The organism is Fimbriimonadaceae bacterium (genome assembly GCA_019638775.1).
Classification (GTDB): domain Bacteria; phylum Armatimonadota; class Fimbriimonadia; order Fimbriimonadales; family Fimbriimonadaceae; genus JAHBTD01.
On sequence record JAHBTD010000004.1, the window covers coordinates 266,985 to 286,567 of the forward strand.

Annotated in this window: 10 protein-coding genes; 3 read left to right on the forward strand and 7 right to left on the reverse strand. The window is 58.6% G+C overall.

The genetic code is table 11. The features are described 5' to 3' along the window. Positions 1-25 precede the first annotated feature (25 nt). Positions 26-1,282: a zf-HC2 domain-containing protein gene (locus tag KF784_15495; protein ID MBX3120462.1), complete on the forward strand. Its 1,257-nt coding sequence runs from the start codon at positions 26-28 to the stop codon at positions 1,280-1,282. Between the two features lie 72 nt (positions 1,283-1,354). Here the strand turns inward: KF784_15495 and KF784_15500 are convergent, their stop codons facing one another. From KF784_15500 to clcA, 3 genes are all read right to left on the reverse strand, one after another. Beyond that, positions 1,355-2,965, reverse strand: a complete 1,611-nt coding sequence (locus KF784_15500; GenBank protein MBX3120463.1) for a HupE/UreJ family protein — start codon at positions 2,963-2,965, stop codon at positions 1,355-1,357. A 15-nt stretch (positions 2,966-2,980) separates the two neighbouring features. Then, the gene (locus KF784_15505; GenBank protein MBX3120464.1) at positions 2,981-7,318 is read right to left on the reverse strand and encodes a chitobiase/beta-hexosaminidase C-terminal domain-containing protein; all 4,338 of its coding nucleotides are present in this window, start codon (positions 7,316-7,318) and stop codon (positions 2,981-2,983) included. Positions 7,319-7,612: 294 nt separating this feature from the next. After that, a complete protein-coding gene (gene clcA, locus KF784_15510) occupies positions 7,613-9,202 on the reverse strand; it encodes a H(+)/Cl(-) exchange transporter ClcA (protein MBX3120465.1) in 1,590 nt (529 codons plus the stop codon). A gap of 88 nt (positions 9,203-9,290) precedes the next feature. On the opposite strand from clcA, the gene KF784_15515 reads away from it, so the two are divergent. Then, positions 9,291-10,352, forward strand: a complete 1,062-nt coding sequence (locus KF784_15515; GenBank protein ID MBX3120466.1) for a DUF2156 domain-containing protein — start codon at positions 9,291-9,293, stop codon at positions 10,350-10,352. Between the two features lie 10 nt (positions 10,353-10,362). Here the strand turns inward: KF784_15515 and KF784_15520 are convergent, their stop codons facing one another. Continuing rightward, complete coding sequence (locus tag KF784_15520) at positions 10,363-10,722, reverse strand: VOC family protein (GenBank protein MBX3120467.1); 360 nt, start codon at positions 10,720-10,722, stop codon at positions 10,363-10,365. 96 nt (positions 10,723-10,818) lie between these two features. Here KF784_15520 and KF784_15525 point away from each other — a divergent pair, with 96 nt between their 5' ends. Then, positions 10,819-14,178 (forward strand): PD40 domain-containing protein, encoded by a 3,360-nt coding sequence (locus KF784_15525; protein MBX3120468.1) that lies wholly within the window; start codon positions 10,819-10,821, stop codon positions 14,176-14,178. A gap of 109 nt (positions 14,179-14,287) precedes the next feature. Here the strand turns inward: KF784_15525 and KF784_15530 are convergent, their stop codons facing one another. The 3 genes from KF784_15530 to KF784_15540 form a co-directional block, all read right to left on the reverse strand. After that, entirely contained in the window at positions 14,288-15,514 is a 1,227-nt protein-coding gene (locus tag KF784_15530; protein ID MBX3120469.1) for a sodium:proton antiporter, read from the reverse strand. Between the two features lie 200 nt (positions 15,515-15,714). After that, a complete protein-coding gene (locus tag KF784_15535) occupies positions 15,715-16,461 on the reverse strand; it encodes a hypothetical protein (protein ID MBX3120470.1) in 747 nt (248 codons plus the stop codon). A gap of 60 nt (positions 16,462-16,521) precedes the next feature. Further along, positions 16,522-19,578: a CHAT domain-containing protein gene (locus tag KF784_15540; protein ID MBX3120471.1), complete on the reverse strand. Its 3,057-nt coding sequence runs from the start codon at positions 19,576-19,578 to the stop codon at positions 16,522-16,524. Between the last annotated feature and the right edge of the window lie 5 nt (positions 19,579-19,583).

The window sequence follows — 19,583 nt, forward strand, 5'->3', positions numbered from 1 at the left end:
ACCGATTTCGTGAGGAGAATACACCATGAATACACACTGCGACGCCTCAAAAATTGCGGCCTATGCTGCCGGTAAATTGACCGATGCCGAACTTGATGCCATCGATGTTCATCTCGAACAGTGCACTGACTGCCGTCTCAAGATAGAGAGCCAGATTGCACCGTTTGGGCAAGTCCTTCTTGGCGCCTTGCACACACCTGAACCCGACAAAAAAACTCGCGACGAAATTTTGCAGGCCGTAAGCCATCCGGTCAAATTCAAGGTCGCCCGCATACTTGGCGTTGCGGCGAGTCGGAAAGTCATTGTTCCAGCGATCCCATTACTGGCGTTGTTGATTACAGTCGTTGCGCTGTTCATGCCTCATCCAAGCATTCAGCCCGTTGCGATTGCGGCTCAATTTGGTACCGATGGAATTATTCCGGCGTCTCGATTCCTTGACTTCGATACTGGCAGCCTCGACTCGATGAAATTCACACCGTTGCAGCCTCCCATGGTGCTTCCAGATGGAAGAATCGAGAACTATTGGGAGATTGACAAGACGGTAGGACATGCCGGTAAAGGATCGCTAAAGCTTTACCACCGATATTGGGGGGGCGTTGTTCGACGCACAATTGACATTCCAATTCCACGAGGAACGCTGGTCACCTTCACGGCGTGGGTTCTTTCCCCGAACGGCGGGTCAGTACAAAACAAGTGGCTTTCGTCCGGGCTTTATCTCGGCGACGTCAGCGCGAAAGAGCCCATTCAGTCCGTTGACTTGCCATCCTTCAGCAGGCTCACGGAATGGACTCCAGTAGTGCTGAGGGCGACATCCGTCGTGGATACGCAAGGGGTAACCATCGAGTTCAGCACCGCTAGCGGACACGGAATGACGGATCAGGGAGCGGAATACAAGTCATTTGATTGGGCAACATGGATAGATGACATTTACATCGGTGTCGTCTTAAACGGAAAAACCGACTCGTACTCCATTCGCGGAGATACGATCGACGCCTACATACGTATTCCAAACGGTTACAAACCGGAAAACATTGTTCCGACAAGCCTCTTTCTACGGGTTGGATTCGACGAAATTCCGCTTCAGGAGGGAAAGATCGTTGGAATCAAGGATGGCCAAGTACACATTCGATTCGTCTCGGCATTGGCAGTGGAACGTATGGCAATCCCCTATGTCGATTTGAAATTGCCTAAATCGGCGCAGATTCGTGGACGCGTGCGCTTCGGCGAATACGATGTGCCCTTCGTGACTCCGATCAATGAGAATGTCAAACAGACGAAATAGGTTTTCGTGGGCCGTAGCCCCATTCTGAGCGACAACCAGCAGTCCATTTTGAGAGCCGATAAAGGCATTAAGCTAAAAGAATATCCGCTGGACAGTCCAGAATATCGCCACCAGTGCGATCGCCATTGATACTGGCATCGTTACGAGTTGGCGATATTTGTCATGCGAGCGGAACCACCCCACCAGCAGAAACGCCCCCGCAACCACCGCCAGCTGCCCAAGCTCCACGCCTGCGTTGAACCCGATCAGCGCGGAGAGATAGTCCCCGCGCGGCAGCTGCGCGTCGTGCAGAATCCCGGCAAACCCGAGCCCGTGCATCAGGCCAAAGCCGAACACCACATAAGGCCGCCACGATTTCATCTCCGTCGTGAAGATGTTCTCGACCGCGACGAAGACGATGCTCAGAGCGATCAGCGGCTCAACGACGCTCGCCGGAAGCTGGAACACGCCAAAGAGCGACAAGGCGAGGGTCAGAGAATGCGCGATCGTAAAGGCCGTAATCTGCTTGATGAGGTCCTTGGCTTTGCGGCTGAGAAGGAAGAGGCCAAGCACGAAAAGGATGTGGTCAAGCCCCGCCGGAATGATGTGGACAAAGCCCAGCTTGACGTAGCTGCCGAACGACCGGTACCAAGGGATGTGGGTGACTCCTCCCGACTCCCCCTCCTTGTCAGTGGCAGAGCCCTGATGAGGAGGGGGTAGGGGGGTGGAGACTCCGGGAGGCGTGGCATGGGCGTCCCGCCCGTGACCCTCACTGTCAGCGAGAAGCCCAGATGGAGAGGATGTTCTGGGATGGGGTCCATTCTCCCCCTCCTTGTCAGCGGCGGAGCCCTGATGAGGAGGGGGTTGGGGGGTGGAGATTCCGGAGGAACCGACGGAGCGGTTCACTCCCGACTCCCCCTCCTTGTCAGCGGCGGAGCCCTGATGAGGAGGGGGCTGGGGGGTGGAGATTCCGGAGGAACCGACGGAGCGGTTCCCTCCCGCGCGAATCCCCATCGAAGCCGCCAGATCATCGACTTCTTTCTGGGTCGGAATGCGCAGGCGGGTGCTCTCGCTCCCCGACTCCACCGGCTCCGAAATCGGCTCTCGATAAGGAAACTCGACGGTCAGGATCACCGTCCCCAGCGCCTCGGGAAAACGAAACGCAATCGTCCGCGAGCCCGCCGGTAGCTTCCCTTTCAAGGTCACCGAAGCCATCATCGGCAGACGCAGATTCCCATCGACCACCGCCGCCTGCACGACCTCTTTCGCGGTGGGGAAGGAGAACGGCGAAATCGTCGCCGCCCCGCTGCCCGTCACTCGAAGCTGCTGGCCAAAACGGTCCCTCGCCTCGTTCAGACGACGTTGGAGGTCCGCGTCCGTGCCCTGCAGAAGCACACGCATCGCGTCGTCATCCACGTCCGCGGGCGGGGTCTCCAGTGCAAACGCAGGAACGTCAAACCGGACGCGAAGCTGGAACGAGCCGTCTGGCTGAACCTTTGCTTGAGCCGCACAGACCGTCGTCGGATGCCCCCAGGCCATTGCTGGCAATAGGGCAAAGGAGATCAGGGTTAGGATCGCAAACGCGATCCTAACCCCGCATGCAAAGCAGGACTCAAGCAAGCGTCGTCCACCACCCCCACCCTCCTGGGGGAGGAGGGTCTGACGCAGACCGTCCGCAAGATCGGCGGCGGCTCGGCAGCGCATACGCCTGCTCATCGCTTAGCTGCCCTTGCCCGCCTCCCACAGCCGCTTGATCGCCGCCGGAGACAGGTCCTGATCCCATACCGTCAAGTCCCGCACCTCGCCATCAAACCGCCGACGACGCTCCCAAGCGTCGGGCGGCATTACCCGCACCTGCGCCTGATCGTTCGACAGTTCAACCTCGTTCTCAGCAATCAGCTCGCCGTTCTTATACAGCCGCATCGTCTTGCCGTCATAGGTCGCCGTCAGCATCTGCCACTTGCCCGTATCCAGCGGAACGTTGGTCATCGTGTCCTTGTTCGCAGCCCAGAAGTTGATTCCCCGGGGGAACTTCGTGAAGTACCGCCCGGTCCCGGTGCGACCGTCGACCGCACGCCCAAAGCCCGCAATCAGCGTCCGATCCTCGGGCTGCGCGTCGATCTTGCAGAACAGGTTGAGCGTCCAAGAGTCGGTCGCCTTCACGGGCAGCTTCGGCTCGTTGAACGTGCGCGGCGTCTTGGGCTCCAACGCCGGACTCGCGAAAACGGCGCCCTTCTCGGCAACCTCGGCCGTTGCTCCCGCCACCGCATTCTCGCGGCTGGAGAGGTCCTTAACGCCGTTGACGACGATGGTCTCGCGCTGGCCTGCCGGAAGAGGCCGTTCAAGCGTCAGCTCGACCGTCTTTCCATCCTGACCCAGCTTTGCCGAAGCCACCGGAGTCGCCGAGCTCAGCAGATAGCTCGCCGGATTCTCCGCCGTCGCCTTGCTCACCTTCTCCGAGAAGACCACCCGCACCATGCCGAGGGCTTTTGGAGACGAGACCGAAACGATCTTCGGCGCGGTCGTATCGTTAACGTTCAGCCGAACGCTCGCCACCTCGCCCATCTTCCCGTCGGGTCGGATCATCGCCGCCTTGATTGTCGTTGGATCGGAGACCGAGATCGGCCCTCGATAGACCGGCGACTGTGCGGTCGGGTTCGAGCCGTCCGTGGTGTAGCGCAGGCCGTTCTTATACCAATAGAGCGGCGGCGTCAGGCTCACGCTGATCGTGTCGCTGAACGTGCCACCCTTGGGCGAGATCGAAGGCGAACCGCCCGCCCGATGCTCGCCGAGGTCGTCATAAAGCGGTCGCGTCGCCCACACGCCATCATGCGCGCCCTTCGCCACGCTGACGGCAAACACCTTGATGCGCGGGTCGTTGGGCAGCGTCAGGCTGGTCGCTCCAGCCGGAACGTCGAACCCATACTTATAGATATAGGCGAAGTCGTAGAACGTGTTGCCCGACTTCGGATCGTGGCAGTGCGAGCCGTACCAGGCCACCTCGTCGGTCGTGACGAATCCCGGCTTCAGCCCGATCATGTCGCCGTAGTTGGTGAAGTTCGGACCAAGGTCGCCGTCCCAAAGCCTATCGTCCCAGCCGCCGATCGTGCCGTTCCAGTGCTGGACGTTGATCGGGTACTTCTTCGTGCCGACGATGAGCTGAGAGGTGGCGCGTCCTTCCGACGAAGCCGCCAGCAGATACACCCGTGAATAGCCCGCAGGAAGCGCGATCTTCTGACCCTTCGCCACCACCGCGTTCTTCATGCCATCCTTGCCCGATCCGAGCTTGAACTGCACGCCGCCCACGGTCAGGCTGGCGGGCAGAATCTCCGCCGCATACGCCTTGCCGTTTGCCCCGAACGAGCCGTCGCTTGGGTTCTTGTCGGTCGAAGCCGCGTCATGGTCGTAAGCCAGCGTCACCGGCTTGCTCGCTGCCGGAGCCGCCTTTGTCGTGGAAGCCCCAAGCTTGATCGCAAAGGTCTTGAGCGAGAATGCGGGAACGTCGGTGATGAGCGTTCCGTTGCGCATGGTCGCCGCCTTGAGAGGCATCTCCTGACCGTCCACCTCGCGCGCGGCGACGATCGGATGCGCCGCCGAAATCTGAACGGACTTGGCGGTCTGTCCATAAAGCTCGCGCAGCCGAACGATGATCTCACCGCTGTCTTCTGCCTTCTTCACCGCCTGAATCTCCACTTGGCGGTTGCTCGATTTCAGCAGCGAGAACGTCTTGCCCAGCTTGCCCGAATGCGAAGGCGTGGCAAAGGCGACCAGCGGCTGGTTCAGCCTCTTAGCCGACCACGCCACATCGCCCTTGCGCCAGTCGCCAGCATGAGGAGCCAGCGCATATAGAATCTCGTGCCGACCGATGTCCTGCGTCGCCTGGTCGGCATAGCCGCCCCGAACGCCAGGAGTGTAAATCAAGGTCAGCCGCACCGTGTCGTCGCTCGGCTTGTCCGAACCGTACTTGCTGTCGTTCAGAACGCCCACGCCGTAGCTGCCGTCGCCCTTGGTGAGGTCGAACCACTGGTGCTGCGGCACCTCATACTTCTTCGGGTCGTTGTTGCCGCGCTTGATCGCGCCAAGCTGAAGATCGTAGGTGGCCTCCGGGTTCGCGCTGTTCAGCTGGAAAGTCGCCTTCAGCGCCGTCTCCTTCGTCTGCCAGTCGATCAAATTGCGGACCTCGACGCGGTCGCCCGCGCTCCCCGCCGACAGCCGAATCTGCTGGACAAACTTGGAACCGTCCGTCTCGCGCTCGACCTCGACCGTCACCCGAACCGGGCCGTTCTCGATCACCCGAACCTCCGCCGGACCCGTCACGTATCCGCGCGGCGGCTTCTGGGCATCCTCCCAGTCCATGTTCCACGCCGGAAACGCCCGGGGATTGTGGAAATGCATGCTTAGCCGCGCGGGCGACTTCAAGACTTCGCGCTTGTTCGTCTTGTCGTAAACCGATCCGATATCGCCGTTCTTGTCGATGGTCACGCGGAAGCGGCTGTTCTCGATGCGATTCCCGGACGCCTGGAGTGTGCTCAAAGTCTGCGCAGGCTTGGAAACTTTCCGCGCGTCAAAGCTCGCGAAGCCGTTCGACGGAACCTTGGCAAGGAAGAGGACACTCACATCGGCTCCGTTCCGACCGACGACCTGCGTCGGAACCGCTTTGCCGTCCGGACTGTAGACCTGAACCGCCGAAGCTCCGAAGCCTTTCAGCGTCGCTTCGACGACATCCTCACGGTCGATAGAGAGCGGATTGTAGACGACCAAGGCCTGCCCTTGGGCTCGCGTGTCCATCACCGAAGTCACCGCCCCCACCGCATCCTCAGTGATCGCACCGAGCTTGTTCATGGCAAGCAGATAGTCGTTCCAGCAGAACTCGTACGCCTTGGGGATGCTGGTGCCGGGGAGCATGTCGTGCATCTGTGTGCCCAGGATCAGGTCCCAAGCCTGATACAGCCGGTCCGTCGGATACGCCGCCCCGCCCAGCCACATCGCCGCAACCGAAGCCCGCTCTGCCGAATCCGCCAGCAGCTCGCTCTTGCGATTCCACCGCTTCATGTAAGCCTGCGACGTGATCGAGCCCGCACTGTGCTCGGTGAGCAAAAGCTCGCCCTTATAGCGCGGCAGTTTGGCGATCTGCTCCGGCTTCATGAGTGTGAACATCTCGTCAGCCCGGGTCGAAACCACCTTGATCGGCCCGGTCCCGGCGATGCTCTTCTCCACCCACTGAACCGAGCTTTCGTTCGGAGCGCCGCCTTTGTCGCCCGTGCCGTAGTAGTGATAGTCCACATACGCGCCGGACTGCTTCCCGGTGTTCTGGATGCGGGCCAGCCAGCTTGTGTTCTGGCTGAGGTCCTCCGTCACGTCGCCCACATACGCGCCCGGATCGAGCGCGGCAACAATACTCTTGCCGTCCGGACCCTCCCACACGCCGACTTTAAACGGAATACCGTTCGCCGATCCCCAAGTCAGCTTCTGCGTTGAGAACCCTTTCAGGCCGCAGTGCACCAGAATTGACGGGAGCGAATAGGGAAACCCGAAGCAGTCGGGAAGCATAAACTCCTTGCTGTCGATCCCAAACTCTCGGCGGAAGTACTGGTTGCCGTAAAGCACCTGACGCACCAGGGCCTCGCCCGAAGGCACGTTCGCATCCCCCTCATCCACCGACGACCCGCACGGGAACCACCGACCGTCCTTGATGTACTGCGACAGCCGGGCGTATTCCGCGGGATAGTACTCCTTCATCATCTCGTAGCGACGAGACCCGCTGAAGTTGAAAACGTAGTTCGGATACTTGTCGATGAGCTTGAAGTTGTCGTGCAGGGTGTTGGCGATGTACTCGCGGATCACCTGCGGGTAAGCCCAGCGCCACTGGGTATCCAGGTGGGCATAAGGCACGACGTAGAGCGTGTTGCCCTTGCTGAAATCGCGCTTTTGCGGCTGGGGACCGAATGGCTGAGCATATGCAGAAGAAACTCCGAGAAGGACAGTAGCGAGCGCTGTGAACCGCAGGGTCGCTCGGCAAAGACGGCTGCGGTGTGGTCTGTTAATCGGGATGGACATGGTTCTTAGATTCTCTCTGTCCGTTAAGCTCACTCGTGCATTCGGATGCACAAACCAAGCTAAAACGGATTGGCTTTGAAATCGTGGGTTCCGATGGGCTCAAAGGAAAACGATCTTGACCGGCCCATGGGTGTTGGCGCGGTAGAGATTCAGATTCCAAGGGCCGTCTTTGCCCTGAAATTCGCTCGCCGCTGAGAAGTCGCGCCGTTGCAGCTTTGGTTGGCTGAGCGTTGGGGGAGGCTACCTGATTTTTGAGTGCCCGTTGCCTATTTGTTGAGTGTGCGGTTAAGGCGGCTACGGCGCTTTCGCATGCTCCATAGCTTCGGCAAGGAGGGTCGGCGGAAGGCCCGCCGAAAGAACAAACGTCACCATATCCCCCGCAAGCAACACCGTCTTGCCGTGGGGAGCCAGCACCCGACCATCTCGCTCGACCGCCGCGATGAGGATCCCCTTCTGCAGTCCCAAAGAATCAACGCGCGAGCCCTCGTAGATCGACCCCGGTTCGATAGCAAACTCAACCACCTCGCCGTCATGATCGTGATCGATCGACTCGGTTTCGAGCTGCCTCTCCATGAGCGCTTCATAGATCGGCTTGTCGTGAAAAAGTTCGGCTGCCGCATAGGCCACGAACGCGCCAATCAACAGCGCATAGAGGAGCGTATATTGACTCGTCATCTCCACGACAAGGACAACACCGGTGAGGGGTGCGCGCACTGACGACGACAAAACTGCCGCCATGCCGATTGTCGCGTACACCTCGGGCGGGGTTTGAATATCGACGCCTAAAGTTTGCAAAGTCAGGGCGATCAGCAGTCCCGCCAAGCTTCCAATGACAAGCAGCGGCGCAAAGATTCCTCCGGGAACTCCGGTGGAATAGCTTGCTATCGTCATGAGAAGTTTGCCAATCAGGATGGTCGCGAGCGCGAGCAGAGCGATGTTGTCAAAACCTCCGCGCAAAACGCTCTCGGCGACGGTGTGACCACCACCCGCGATCCGTGGATAGAGAGCAAGCATCAACGAAGCAAAACCCCCGACGATTCCGCCAGCCAACCACCGAGGAATGCGGAACTTCTTTCGAACGTCCATCCCCCGCAAGAGCATTCGATTAAAAAGGATGCCAATCAAGCCCGCGACAATACCGACGACAACAACAATCCACAAACTTCGGAGCGGAATGATGGGAGTTTCGCGCAACAAGAATGACGACTCTTGACCAATCGCAAAGCGAGCCACTGCCACAGAAGAAACGGACGCGATCAGAGCCGTGCCATACGTGATCGGTGACATCTCACGCTTGAGCTCTTCCATCACAAAGAGGAATCCAGCAAGGGGAGCATTAAATGCCGCGGCAAGCCCAGCCCCCGCCCCAGATGCTAGCAACGCTCGCCGTGAACGACGCGGCGCTTTTACCAATCTGCCGAAGAGTTCGCCGGAAGCTGCCGCCATGTGAATCGTCGGGCCTTCCCTTCCCAGTGACATTCCCGAAGCCAAAGCAAGAACGCCACCCACGAGCTTGACGAGCAACACGCGAACCGACCGCAAGGGTCGGATGCCTAAGATCGCGAGCTTCGTCTGGGGGATACCGCTGCCAGCAGCCTCCGGGCAGAAGCGCTCAGTAACCCAGCCGGCCAAACCGCCCAAAGCCGTACCGGCAACTAAGATCCCCAGCAGGATGAACAAGTTCGACGTGTCAAGAGCCTTGGCAAAATACAAACTCGCGTGTTCGGTTGCAACGATGATATAGCGAAAAGCAACCGCGACAAGGCCCGCGATGACGCCAACGACGCCCGCGAGAAGGAGTGTGCGGCGACGATCTAAGCGGCTAAGAAGTCTCCAACGAGTCGCCTGTTCCGACGAACTATCCGTCGCTTTTGGAGAAGGCACCCGTCAATCTTACCGCCTGAATTGCCCCAAGTCTAGGTGTAATGCGCGAAGGTGACTCAGGGCCGTCGGTATAGTTTTCGTAGCTGGCATGACTGACGAAACAACCGCCAAAGAACGCGCCCGAGAGATAGTGTTGCGGCATGGGTGGAATGCAACGGCATACCAAATCATCAATCCTGGGTTCAAGCTCTGGTTTGCCGAAAACGGTGAATCCGTCGTGGGTTACGTCGAAAGGCGACGCGCTCGGATTGTTGCCGGTGGGCCGATCTGCCATCCCAACGAACTTCGTAGCGCATTTACCGAATGGGAACGGGCTTGCACAGATGGGGGCTATCGGCTTTGCTACTTCGGTTCAGCAGGTCGGGTTCAGAGACATCTCATTCATTCACCCGGACATTCATGCATCCAGGTAGGTTCGCAGCCCGTGTGGAACCTCGCCCATTGGAACGAGCGGACGGCTAACCACCGATCCCTCCGAGCCCAATTTGCCCGCGCAAGAAACAAAGGAGTCACTATTGAAGAATGGCCCTGGGCCAAGGCAGAAAATCACCCCCAGTTGACGATATGTCTCGACCGATGGCTGGCTACTCGCGGCCTGCCCGCGCTGCACTTTCTTGTTGAGCCAGACACCTTGGGCGACCTGAAGGGGCGTCGCCTTTTCGTAGCTCTCCGAGAGGGTAAACCTGTTGCATTCCTAACCCTTGCCCCCGTCGCCACACGTCAGGGGTGGCTGACCGAGCAGTTTCCACGAACTCCTGATGCTCCGAACGGCACAGTCGAACTCCTTATGGACACCGCCGCAAGGAGTCTTGCCGAAGAGGGAGAAAGCTACCTTACGATGGGCCTTGTCCCGCTCTCACATCTGCAGGAGGCTGGGCAGTCGCTCAACCCCGTTTGGGTGGACCGCGTGTTCAAGTACGCTCGTCGGTTTGGAAGTCGCTTTTATGGGTTTGATGGTCTTGAGGCATTTAAGGCCAAATTCGCTCCTGAAGCCTGGGAGCCAATCTACGTCATCACACGCGAACCGCGATTCTCGGCGCATTCCCTCTACTCTGTCCTTCACGCCTTCACCCAGATTGATCCTCCCCTTGCTCTGGTGGGAGGTCTCATCAAGCCTGCCGTTCGCGGCGTTAAGTCAGTCTGGCGGTAAGGCTCGAAAACTACTCTTTCTTGGTTTCCCCAACCATCGTATCAAAGAAGAGCGTGTAGCCATCCGGGTCCTTCATCCAAGCTGAACTTCCTTGCTCCGTCTGGGTCGGGCCGTCATAGAATTCATAACCCTTAGCCTTCAACTCTTCGGCAACTGCCATCACATCCGACCCCCGAAAGTTGAGTGAAAACGCATCCTTGCCCATGTGCTGAGCCTCATACAACCCAATCCGAGCATCGCCGTTTGTCATCACGGCCCAACCCTCATCGTCTTTTCCTTCTACTTTGTGAAATCCCAATCCTTCATAGAATTCGCGCGATCTCTTAACGCTTGCCACCCTTAAGCAAAGATCCATCCAACCGATATCCATTGCATCAGCCTACCGACTGCCGCGCTTTCGTGCAAGCATGTACGTTTTTTTAAGATGAGAGTTAGCGTATGACGCACGGCTCGGTATAGTCGAAACATGCTGAAAAGCGTCTTCGGACTTCGCTCTCGGAGCCTCCTGTTTGGTGGCTTTGCCCTCATCGCCGGAATTGCTTTCGCGCATGAAATTGCATCAAGGGACGCGACCGCAACCCCGACGCCCTCCTCTGCCGCAGCCGTTAAGAAAAGTTCGCAGAATCAGGGCGGAGCGCTGGGTTACTACCGATTCCCCACCATCCACGGAGACACCGTCGTCTTCACGTCCGAAGGCGATCTCTGGAGGGTCAGCGCATCCGGCGGGATGGCTCAACGCCTGACGACCCATCTCAACGCCGAGACCAGCGCCGCCATCTCGCCCGACGGAAAGCTCGTCGCCTTCTCCGCGTCCTACGAAGGCCCAACCGAAGTCTACACCATGCCCATCGACGGCGGACTTCCCACCCGGCTCACCTACGGACGGAATGCGACCGTCCGGGGATGGACGGCAGACGGCAGGGTGATCTACTCTACCTCCGCCGAATCGACCCTCCCCAACATGCAGCTCTGCGTCGTCAGTCCGACTGACCGCCAGCACCGCATCCTTCCACTCTCCCAAGCCAGCGACGGCTCGTTCGCCGAAGACGGTCGCCTCTTCTTCACCCGGTTCGCCTTCCAAGGCAGCCACGCAAAGCGGTACAAGGGCGGCACCGCCCAGAACATCTGGCGATGGGACGGCGACGGCAAGGAGGCCAAGCCCCTCACCGCCGATTATAAGGGCACCAGCCGCGACCCGATGTGCTGGAACGGACGCATCTACTTCGAAAGCGACCGCGACGGAGTGATGAATATCTGGTCAATGAACCCCGAAGGCAAAGACCTGAAGCAACACACCAAGCACTCGGATTACGACGTGCAGTCGCCCTCGCTGGGGACTGGACGCATCGTCTACCAGCACGGCGCCGACCTGCGTGTTCTCGACCTCAAGACCGGAACTGAACGCCTCATCCCCATCCGCCTCGCTTCCGACTTTGACCAGATGCGCGAGCGATGGGTTACCGAGCCGCTAGCCTGGACCACCGCCGCCCACATCTCCCCCGACGGCACGAAGATCGTCCTCACCGCGCGCGGGCAGGTCTTCGTCGCACCCGTCAAGCCAGGCAGGATCGTCGAGGCGACGCGGCGCAAAAGCGTGCGCTACCGAGACGCCCGGTTCCTCGCCGACGGCAAATCCCTCGTCGCCCTCTCCGACGAAAGCGGCGAAGTCGAGCTGTGGAAGCTTGGGATTCTCGGCGAAGCCGACTTCGCGCCTCAGCAGCTCACCACCGACAGCAAGATTCTCAAGTGGCAATCCCGACCGTCGCCGGATGGAAAATGGATCGCCCACACCGATAAGAACAAGTGCCTGTTCCTTTACAACACGGCAACGAAAGCGAACAAAAAGGTTGACGAGTCGGAAGCCGACGACATCGGCGACCTGGCATGGTCGCCCGACGGACGCTATCTGGCCTACGTCTGGGGTCCCCCGAACACCTTCGGACAGATCCGCATCTATTCCGTCGAGGAAGGCAAAACCCACACCGTCACGACCGACCGCTTCAACGACTCCAGCCCCACGTTCTCACTGGACGGCAAGTTCCTCTACTTCCTTTCCGACCGCCGTCTCCGTTCGCTCGTCGGCAGCCCTTGGGGAACGCGGGCTCCCGAGCCGTTCTTCGACAAGCAGGACCAGATCTATTTCATCCCGTTGCAGAAGGGACTTCGCTCCCCCTTCCAGCCGGACGACGAGCTGACTGTCCCCGACACCCCCAAGAAACCCGCTGAGGGTGAAAAGCCAGAACTGCCGAAGATCGACTTTGACGGCATTCAGGATCGGCTGCAGCCCGTCCCGGTCCCTTCCGGCAACTACCGGAACCTCGCCGTATGCGGCGGACGGCTCTACCTCGTCAGCTCCCCAACGCCCGGAAACGGCGCGCCTGCGATCGTTTCCGTCGCCATCCGCAGCCAAAACGTCCAGATCGACCCGATCCTTCCCGGAGCGGGCTCCTTTGAGACGACCCCTGACGGGAAGAAGATTCTTGCCGGTCTCGGCTCAAACATCCTCGTCTTCGACGCGAACGGCGCTACGCCCAACCCCGAAGAAAGCCGCGTGGACCTAAGCGGCTGGAGCTTCTCGTTCGACCCCCGAGAGGAGTGGAGGCAGATGTTCGACGAGGCATGGCGGCTGCATCGCGACTATCTTTACGACCCCAACATGCACGGTGTGAACTGGCCTGCGATGAAGGCCAAGTATCGCCCGCTCGTCGACCGGGTGACCGACCGCGCCGAACTGTCCGACCTCCTTGCCCAGATGGTCGGCGAAATCTCCATTCTTCACACCAACGTCTATGGCGGAGACATCCGTGGAGCAGGCGGCAGTATCGACGCAGCCGGTCTCGGCGCGGATTGGGAGAAGGACACAGCCGCAGGCGGGTACCGCATCACCCGCATTTACCGCAACGACCCCGATCTCCCCGAAGAAATGAGCCCCCTCCTGCGCTCGGACGTGATGCTTGAAGTGCGCGACGTCATCGCCCAGATCGACGGGGTTTCCACCCTTTCGGTGCCGGACGCCGCCGCCCTGCTGCGAACGAAAGCAGGCAAGCAGATTCGTCTCCGCGTCTACCCTGCCGCAGACAAGACGAAGGCGCGCGACGTCATCGTCACCCCGCTGTCGCTGGGGCAGGCCCGCAACCTGCGCTATAGCGACTGGGAATACTCGCGGCGCAAGGCCGTCGAAGAGGCGAGCAAAGGAAGCATCGGCTATCTGCATCTTCGCGCGATGGGATCGGGTGACTACAGCCAGTTCGCCCGCGACTTCTTCCCCGCTTTCGACAAGCAGGGTCTCATCATCGACGCACGCCACAACGCAGGCGGAAACATCGACAGCTGGATTCTCGAAAAGCTGATGCGCCGGGCATGGATGTACTGGAACCAGCACAAGGGCATGAGCACCTGGAACATGCAGTACGCCTTCCGAGGACACATGGTCGTGCTCTGCAACGAGTGGACCGCCTCGGACGGCGAGGCCTTCTCCGAGGGCTTCCGCAGGCTAGGGCTCGGCAAGGTGATCGGCACGCGCACTTGGGGCGGCGAAGTGTGGCTCACCGGATCGAACGGGCTGGTCGATAACGGCATCGCGACCGCCGCAGAGTTCGGCGTCTTCGGCCCCGAAGGCCAGTGGCTCATCGAAGGCCACGGCGTCGAGCCAGATATTGTCGTAGACAACCTCCCTCACGCCACCTACGCAGGCAAAGACTCCCAGCTGGAAGCAGCGATCAAATACCTGCAAGAGGAGATTCGCAAGAACCCGAACCCCGTTCCTGCCACGCCCAAATTCCCCGACAAGTCCAAAGGCGGAGGCGGTGGCAAGGGCAGTTTGTAAGTCAGAGCCTGGCACGAACCTCAATCTCAACTAGCGTTGCTAGCCTTATCAGCGTGTCGGGCTAGTCGTTATCTACTGATCTCGGATTGGGGTTACTTGTGTGCCCAACTCAAACCCCGTTGTTCCCTTCCAGCTCTGGTTCCCTTGTTCCTGGCTTCTGAATCAAGCCAAGCTTGTTGAGAAGCCATGGCATGGACACGCCCTGAACGATCACCGAAAACGCCACAACTCCGAACGCGACCGTAATAATCTCGGTGCGATTGGGAAGGTCGGCGGGTAAACCCAGCGCCAGCGCCAAGGCCAGCGCTCCACGCAACCCACCCCAAAACAGTATGTGAACATGCTTGGTTTCGATGGGCCGCCGAGACTTGTTGAAGAGAGCCGCCAAAGGATAGACAACCACTCCCCGTGAGAGCGTCACAACCACAATAGCTATGATAAGAGGGACAGCCAGTGTTCCAAAGTGATTGAACAAGGCCTGCTCACTCACTCCGATAAGCAAGAAAATAAGCGAGTTGACGACGAAAGCAGCGTACTCCCAAAACGCATGAACAGCCTCTCTGCCTTTGTCTGTAAATGCACCTAACGTTCCAATATTGCCCAGCATCAAACCACAAACCAACGTCGCCAATACACCTGAGCAATGGAAGTGCTGAGCAAGCCAGAACGACCCGAAGGCAGCGAGGGTTGTGAAAGTTATCTCGACGAGATGGTCGGTTGTTCTTCCCGCAAGAAAGAGAACTGCGCCTCCTGTTGCAAGACCGAATGCCACACCACCGCCGACTTCTCGAAGGAGGTCCACACCGACCGTTGCCGCAGTGAGTTGATGCCCAGAGACCCAAGCGACAAGGACCCCAAAGATAACAGCAGCAACGCCGTCGTTTAGCAAGCTCTCGGCCTCCACAAGAAGGCGCAAACGACCCTCGACCTTTGACTCCTTGAAGACAGCAATGACAGAAACCGGGTCAGTGGCAGAGATCAACGCGCCAAACAGTAGCGCCGTGGGCCAAATCCACCCAGCGAGATAGTGCATCCCTGCGGCTGTCAAGCCTGTTGCCAACGTTACACCACCGGTAGCAAGGACGAGCGCAGGAACAAGGTCAAGACGTAACCGCTTCCACTCAATAAACAAGGCCGCCTCGAAAACGAGCGGCGGCAGGAAAAGATTGAAGATCAGCTCTTTAGTGAGTTCAACACCCGTTTGAATGCCAAGAGCAGCAAGGCTTGTACCTGCAACAACCAAACCGACCGTATATGGCAGCCGCAGTCTTCGCGCTACCATCGCGACAAGCGCCGCAATGAGCAACAACAACTCAATCCGTTCAATGGTAAACACGCCCGCAGAATCCTTTGCCCACCGCCCAGTGCCAAAGCATGCCCGATGGATTCGGGTTAGAGGTTACACCATCCCGTCGACGATACGGAGTGGAGCAGGGAGGGTATGACGCCAAGGCAAAGAAACGGCCGCGGTTCGCCTCCCCAAAGGTCGCGGCCAATTTCACGTTTAGGAGTTGGGTAGAAACTGAGTTACAGAGTTCAGATCTCCGGGTAGTACGTCTTAATCCCAAGCGTCTCGATAATCACCGGCGAGAGCGGCGGATCCTGCGTTCCAACGAACATCGCGCAGCTTTCGATCTGCTCGTTCGCATCACCTTCCATCACGATCGTGATCGAATCGGCGCCGTTTTGGACTGGCGCAAACGAAATAGGGGTCGGAGGCTGTTCGGCAACAAAGGGCGGATTCACCCCATTTGCCGACATCGCGGTTACAAAGATCGCGTTGCGAGCCCGCCGATTCAGCAAACGATTCATGAGCGAGAGATCGCTCGACAATCCGACCAGCATCTCAAAGAGCTTCGAGACTCGCACAGCGGGCGCGTCGGTAGCATTCACGATCTTGAGATGCCCGTAGATAAGACCCTCGGCCGAGACACCGCGAATGGCGACATCTTGGTCTCCCCAAGCATCCCATTGGGCAAGATTGGGTGGGGGTGTCGGCGCACCCGCCGAGATTCGCACGGTCACAAACGGAGTGCTGCTGATGCCCTCGATCACAACCGCCGAACTTGACTGCGGAGTCGCCATTTTCGGGCGGAACTCCACAACGTAGGTCGAGGTCAGGATATACCGAGGCGCGCCCTGCGCATCCCGAGACAAGTTTGCAACCCACTGAATCGGGTTGGCGATAAACTCACGCAAACCGTTCAAGTCGCATCGGGCGATCCACAAGCGGTCGTCGTCCGATATATTTGGTGCCAGAAGCGTGATATTGCCGTCCGCCATTCTTCATCCTTAAGTAGCGATTGTCTATATGTAGAGAAGCTCTCTAAAGTGGTCAAACTGTCAAACCACCGGCTGTTTTTTCAAAAAATCTTGTAATCCACGTACAAGCCCCCTGCGAAGCTCGTACGTCGCCCGCCCGGAAAGGTCCTCACCCACACCCCCAGAGGCCGCCGCTTTTTTCTGAAGGGAGGCGTTAAGCCGGTCTATTTCCCGCTCATAGGTCCAACCCTTCCCGCGCCCGGCTCGAATCGCCAGTTCAGCGGCAACCAAAGCCAAAGCGTAGCTCTCGTATCGGTCCAACAGCACCGCAAGCTTATAGGCAACCTCCACGTTATGCTGCTGTCGAGCGCTCTCCCAAACCAAGGGCAGCGTTCGCAGATAAATGCCCACCGCAGTGCGGACATCGCCAATGACAGTCGCGGCGTCCCCCGTCTTCACCAGAACAAAAAGGATCGCATCGTCGCCAACGATCTTCTTCGACAGTCGGTCTGCCTTGCGGATGTACTTTGCTGCCTCGTCGTTCTCCCCCTCTTCTGCGTGAACAACGGCAAGCTGGGCATACCCCGTAGCGATATAGATTCGCGCTCTTGCCTGAACCGCAGCTCTTAGACCCTGACGGATGTGCTCAACTGCACGCGGGTCGGCAGATTCACGAAGTTGCCATCCAATATCCAGCAGCGTGTCGGCTTCGGTTCTCAGATCACCAAGGTCATGGGCGAGTTCAGCACGTCGGCGCCACATTGTGTAGCACTCCGAATAGTTCTGTTGCACGGCGCGCAGCGCCCCAAGAAGACCCAAGGCTTTCATCTCGTCTTCGGCGGAGCCCGTGCGGCGTGCCACCTCAAGGGCAGGCAACGCTATCCCCTCAAAGTGATGCCACTCCCCTGCCTCAAACAAGGATCGTCCAAGAAGGCTAAACGCCTCAAGCACTCCGGAGTCGTTCTTAGTCTCAACAAGAAAACGCATCACCGTCACGAAGTCGCCCTTCTTGCGTTGGAGGAGGCGAGCGGCTTCTTGCCACTTATCGGTCTGGTTTAGGCTCTGCATCGCCCGAGCGGTTTGAAGAATCAGGTCCGTGAAGCTCCTTTGATGACTCTCCCCGGAAGGATTGTCCATCGCCATCAGTCCGGCACGAACTGGAGCAAGCAACGCATACGTCGGCTCAGAATTGTCGCTGGCCGCAACAAGGAGACCCGACTCGATGAGCTCATACAATGCCGTGCCGACGCTGGCTGGAGCAACGCCGCTGACCTGGCTTAACTCCGCCGCCGAAAAATCGCTAGCAAAAAATGACGCCGCCAACAGGATCTCTTTCAGGTTTGAAGGGAGCGCCTGCAAAGTTGCTTCGGGCACAGCCGCGTTTTCACCAAACCGCCCAGCCAAGACACTGGGAGAAGATTGAATCTGTCCGGCAAGCTCCTCTATCGGGACAAAATTTGCAAGAGATGCAGCCGATTCAATCAGGCCGGGGTGCCCCCGCAGTTGACGGCATATCTCGTTAATCGCTTCAAGAGTCCTCGACTCGGAAAGCGTGTCCCCATTCCAATGATCGATGAAGAGCTGCGTCGCCTCTTGTATCTCCTCGCTCTGACCCGCAAGACGCATCGGCCCAAGTTCAAACGACCGAACCCCTGATCCGGCGATGGCCTGGGAAGTCACAAGGATCGCCTTCGCTCCACGATTGGGTCCATCCTTCTCGAATCGTGCGATTAGCTCGCCTGCATCCTTCCCCGTCGGCCAATGATCGACAATCAGAATGCGGTCAACCGGACGGGCAGCGCCCTCTTCCGAGTCCTCAGCAAGTTCTGCAGCATCAAGAAAGCGCTCTGCCCCGGAAACGAGATCGTCAAATCCCATCTCCGCGCCATCAAGTGCAGTGACCTGCAATCCCTGATATTCGCCAAACACCGCGCCCAACCATGAAACGAGCGCCGACTTGCCGATACCCGATGCCCCATAAACATTCACCACTGTCGAGTCGTCGTACAGGATCGCTCGCGCAATCTCTTCCGAAATCGCTCTGCGTCCGACAAATTTTGGAGCTTTCGTTCGCTTACGGTTCAGTTGATCCGGCGTAAGCCGGAGGTTCGGGGTGTGCGCGTAGTAAATCGGAGCCAACCAGGCCAGCGAGCGTGTTGACATTCTGCGACGAACGAGGGTCAAGGCTTCTCGCACTCGAAACCCGTTGGCCAACGCCGGATAGAAGTTCTCGGCGAAGAACACTCCGTCGTCATCAAGAATCTCGAACTGGTGTCCGATCACGGAGATTTCGCCAGTAGACGCGATCCCTTCCGCTATTCCCGACCCAATTCCACTGTTCCGGCAGCCATTGAGCACACACAGCGCAGTTTCAGATTTTAGAGCTGCACTGCGTATATCCTCAGCAGATAGAGCTGCGATACCTTTCCCACCTTCGTCGCGCACAACATAGCCAAACCCCTCGGCAGTAGGGACGAAATGACCCGAAAGATGCATGACTGCCGGTCGGAAGGAGGCAACCTCCTGCGCAAAGGTTGTGGGTGTGGGGTCTTCGCAGAGTCGAACCTCGACGCCCTGGGCTCGGAATCTCTGCAATGCAGCCAGCACCGAGCGCGTCTCTTGCTGAATGCCGGGAAGGTCGTTCGCACCAGCATGGGCTGGATTGGATGTGACGATCAAAATACGAACTGGATCTTCCGGCAGAACAATCTTTTTCTTCCCTGCGACGAGCCTCCGCTCCATGGAAAGACTGGGATCAAGCGCCAAGTATCCAGCGCTCTTCCCCTTCTGAAGTGAGAGCAACTCCAGCGGCAATGCCATAAGACTGCTATCGCCAAGCTCGAAAACAATACTCAGGCGATCTTCCGAACCCATCGACCGCTGAATGCCCTCTTGCAGAAGATAAGCTTCCTTTGCCCCAAGGATTGAATCTGTGAGATCGCGGGCTATGTTGGCAACGGTTGTTTCATCAATCGACTGATGAGCACCTGGGGTGCGAAGAGACGTCCAACGAGCCGCGACATCTTTCAGCAAGCTACCGTCGATATCTCGAACAGAAACCTTGCGCCCGAATGCCGGCACAAAGGTTTGCCTAACGGCTTCACCATTCGGCTCAAGCTTTATCAAGTACTCCGGCATGCCCT

What these genes read in the sequence shown, in the direction of transcription:
- KF784_15495 (MBX3120462.1), top strand. Translation starts at nt 26, where the DNA reads ATGAATACACACTGCGACGCCTCAAAAATTGCGGCCTATGCTGCCGGT.
- KF784_15505 (MBX3120464.1), bottom strand. Translation starts at nt 7,318, where the DNA reads ATGTCCATCCCGATTAACAGACCACACCGCAGCCGTCTTTGCCGAGCG.
- KF784_15520 (MBX3120467.1), bottom strand. Translation starts at nt 10,722, where the DNA reads ATGGATATCGGTTGGATGGATCTTTGCTTAAGGGTGGCAAGCGTTAAG.
- KF784_15500 (MBX3120463.1), bottom strand. Translation starts at nt 2,965, where the DNA reads ATGCGCTGCCGAGCCGCCGCCGATCTTGCGGACGGTCTGCGTCAGACC.
- KF784_15535 (MBX3120470.1), bottom strand. Translation starts at nt 16,461, where the DNA reads ATGGCGGACGGCAATATCACGCTTCTGGCACCAAATATATCGGACGAC.
- KF784_15540 (MBX3120471.1), bottom strand. Translation starts at nt 19,578, where the DNA reads ATGCCGGAGTACTTGATAAAGCTTGAGCCGAATGGTGAAGCCGTTAGG.
- KF784_15525 (MBX3120468.1), top strand. Translation starts at nt 10,819, where the DNA reads ATGCTGAAAAGCGTCTTCGGACTTCGCTCTCGGAGCCTCCTGTTTGGT.
- KF784_15515 (MBX3120466.1), top strand. Translation starts at nt 9,291, where the DNA reads ATGACTGACGAAACAACCGCCAAAGAACGCGCCCGAGAGATAGTGTTG.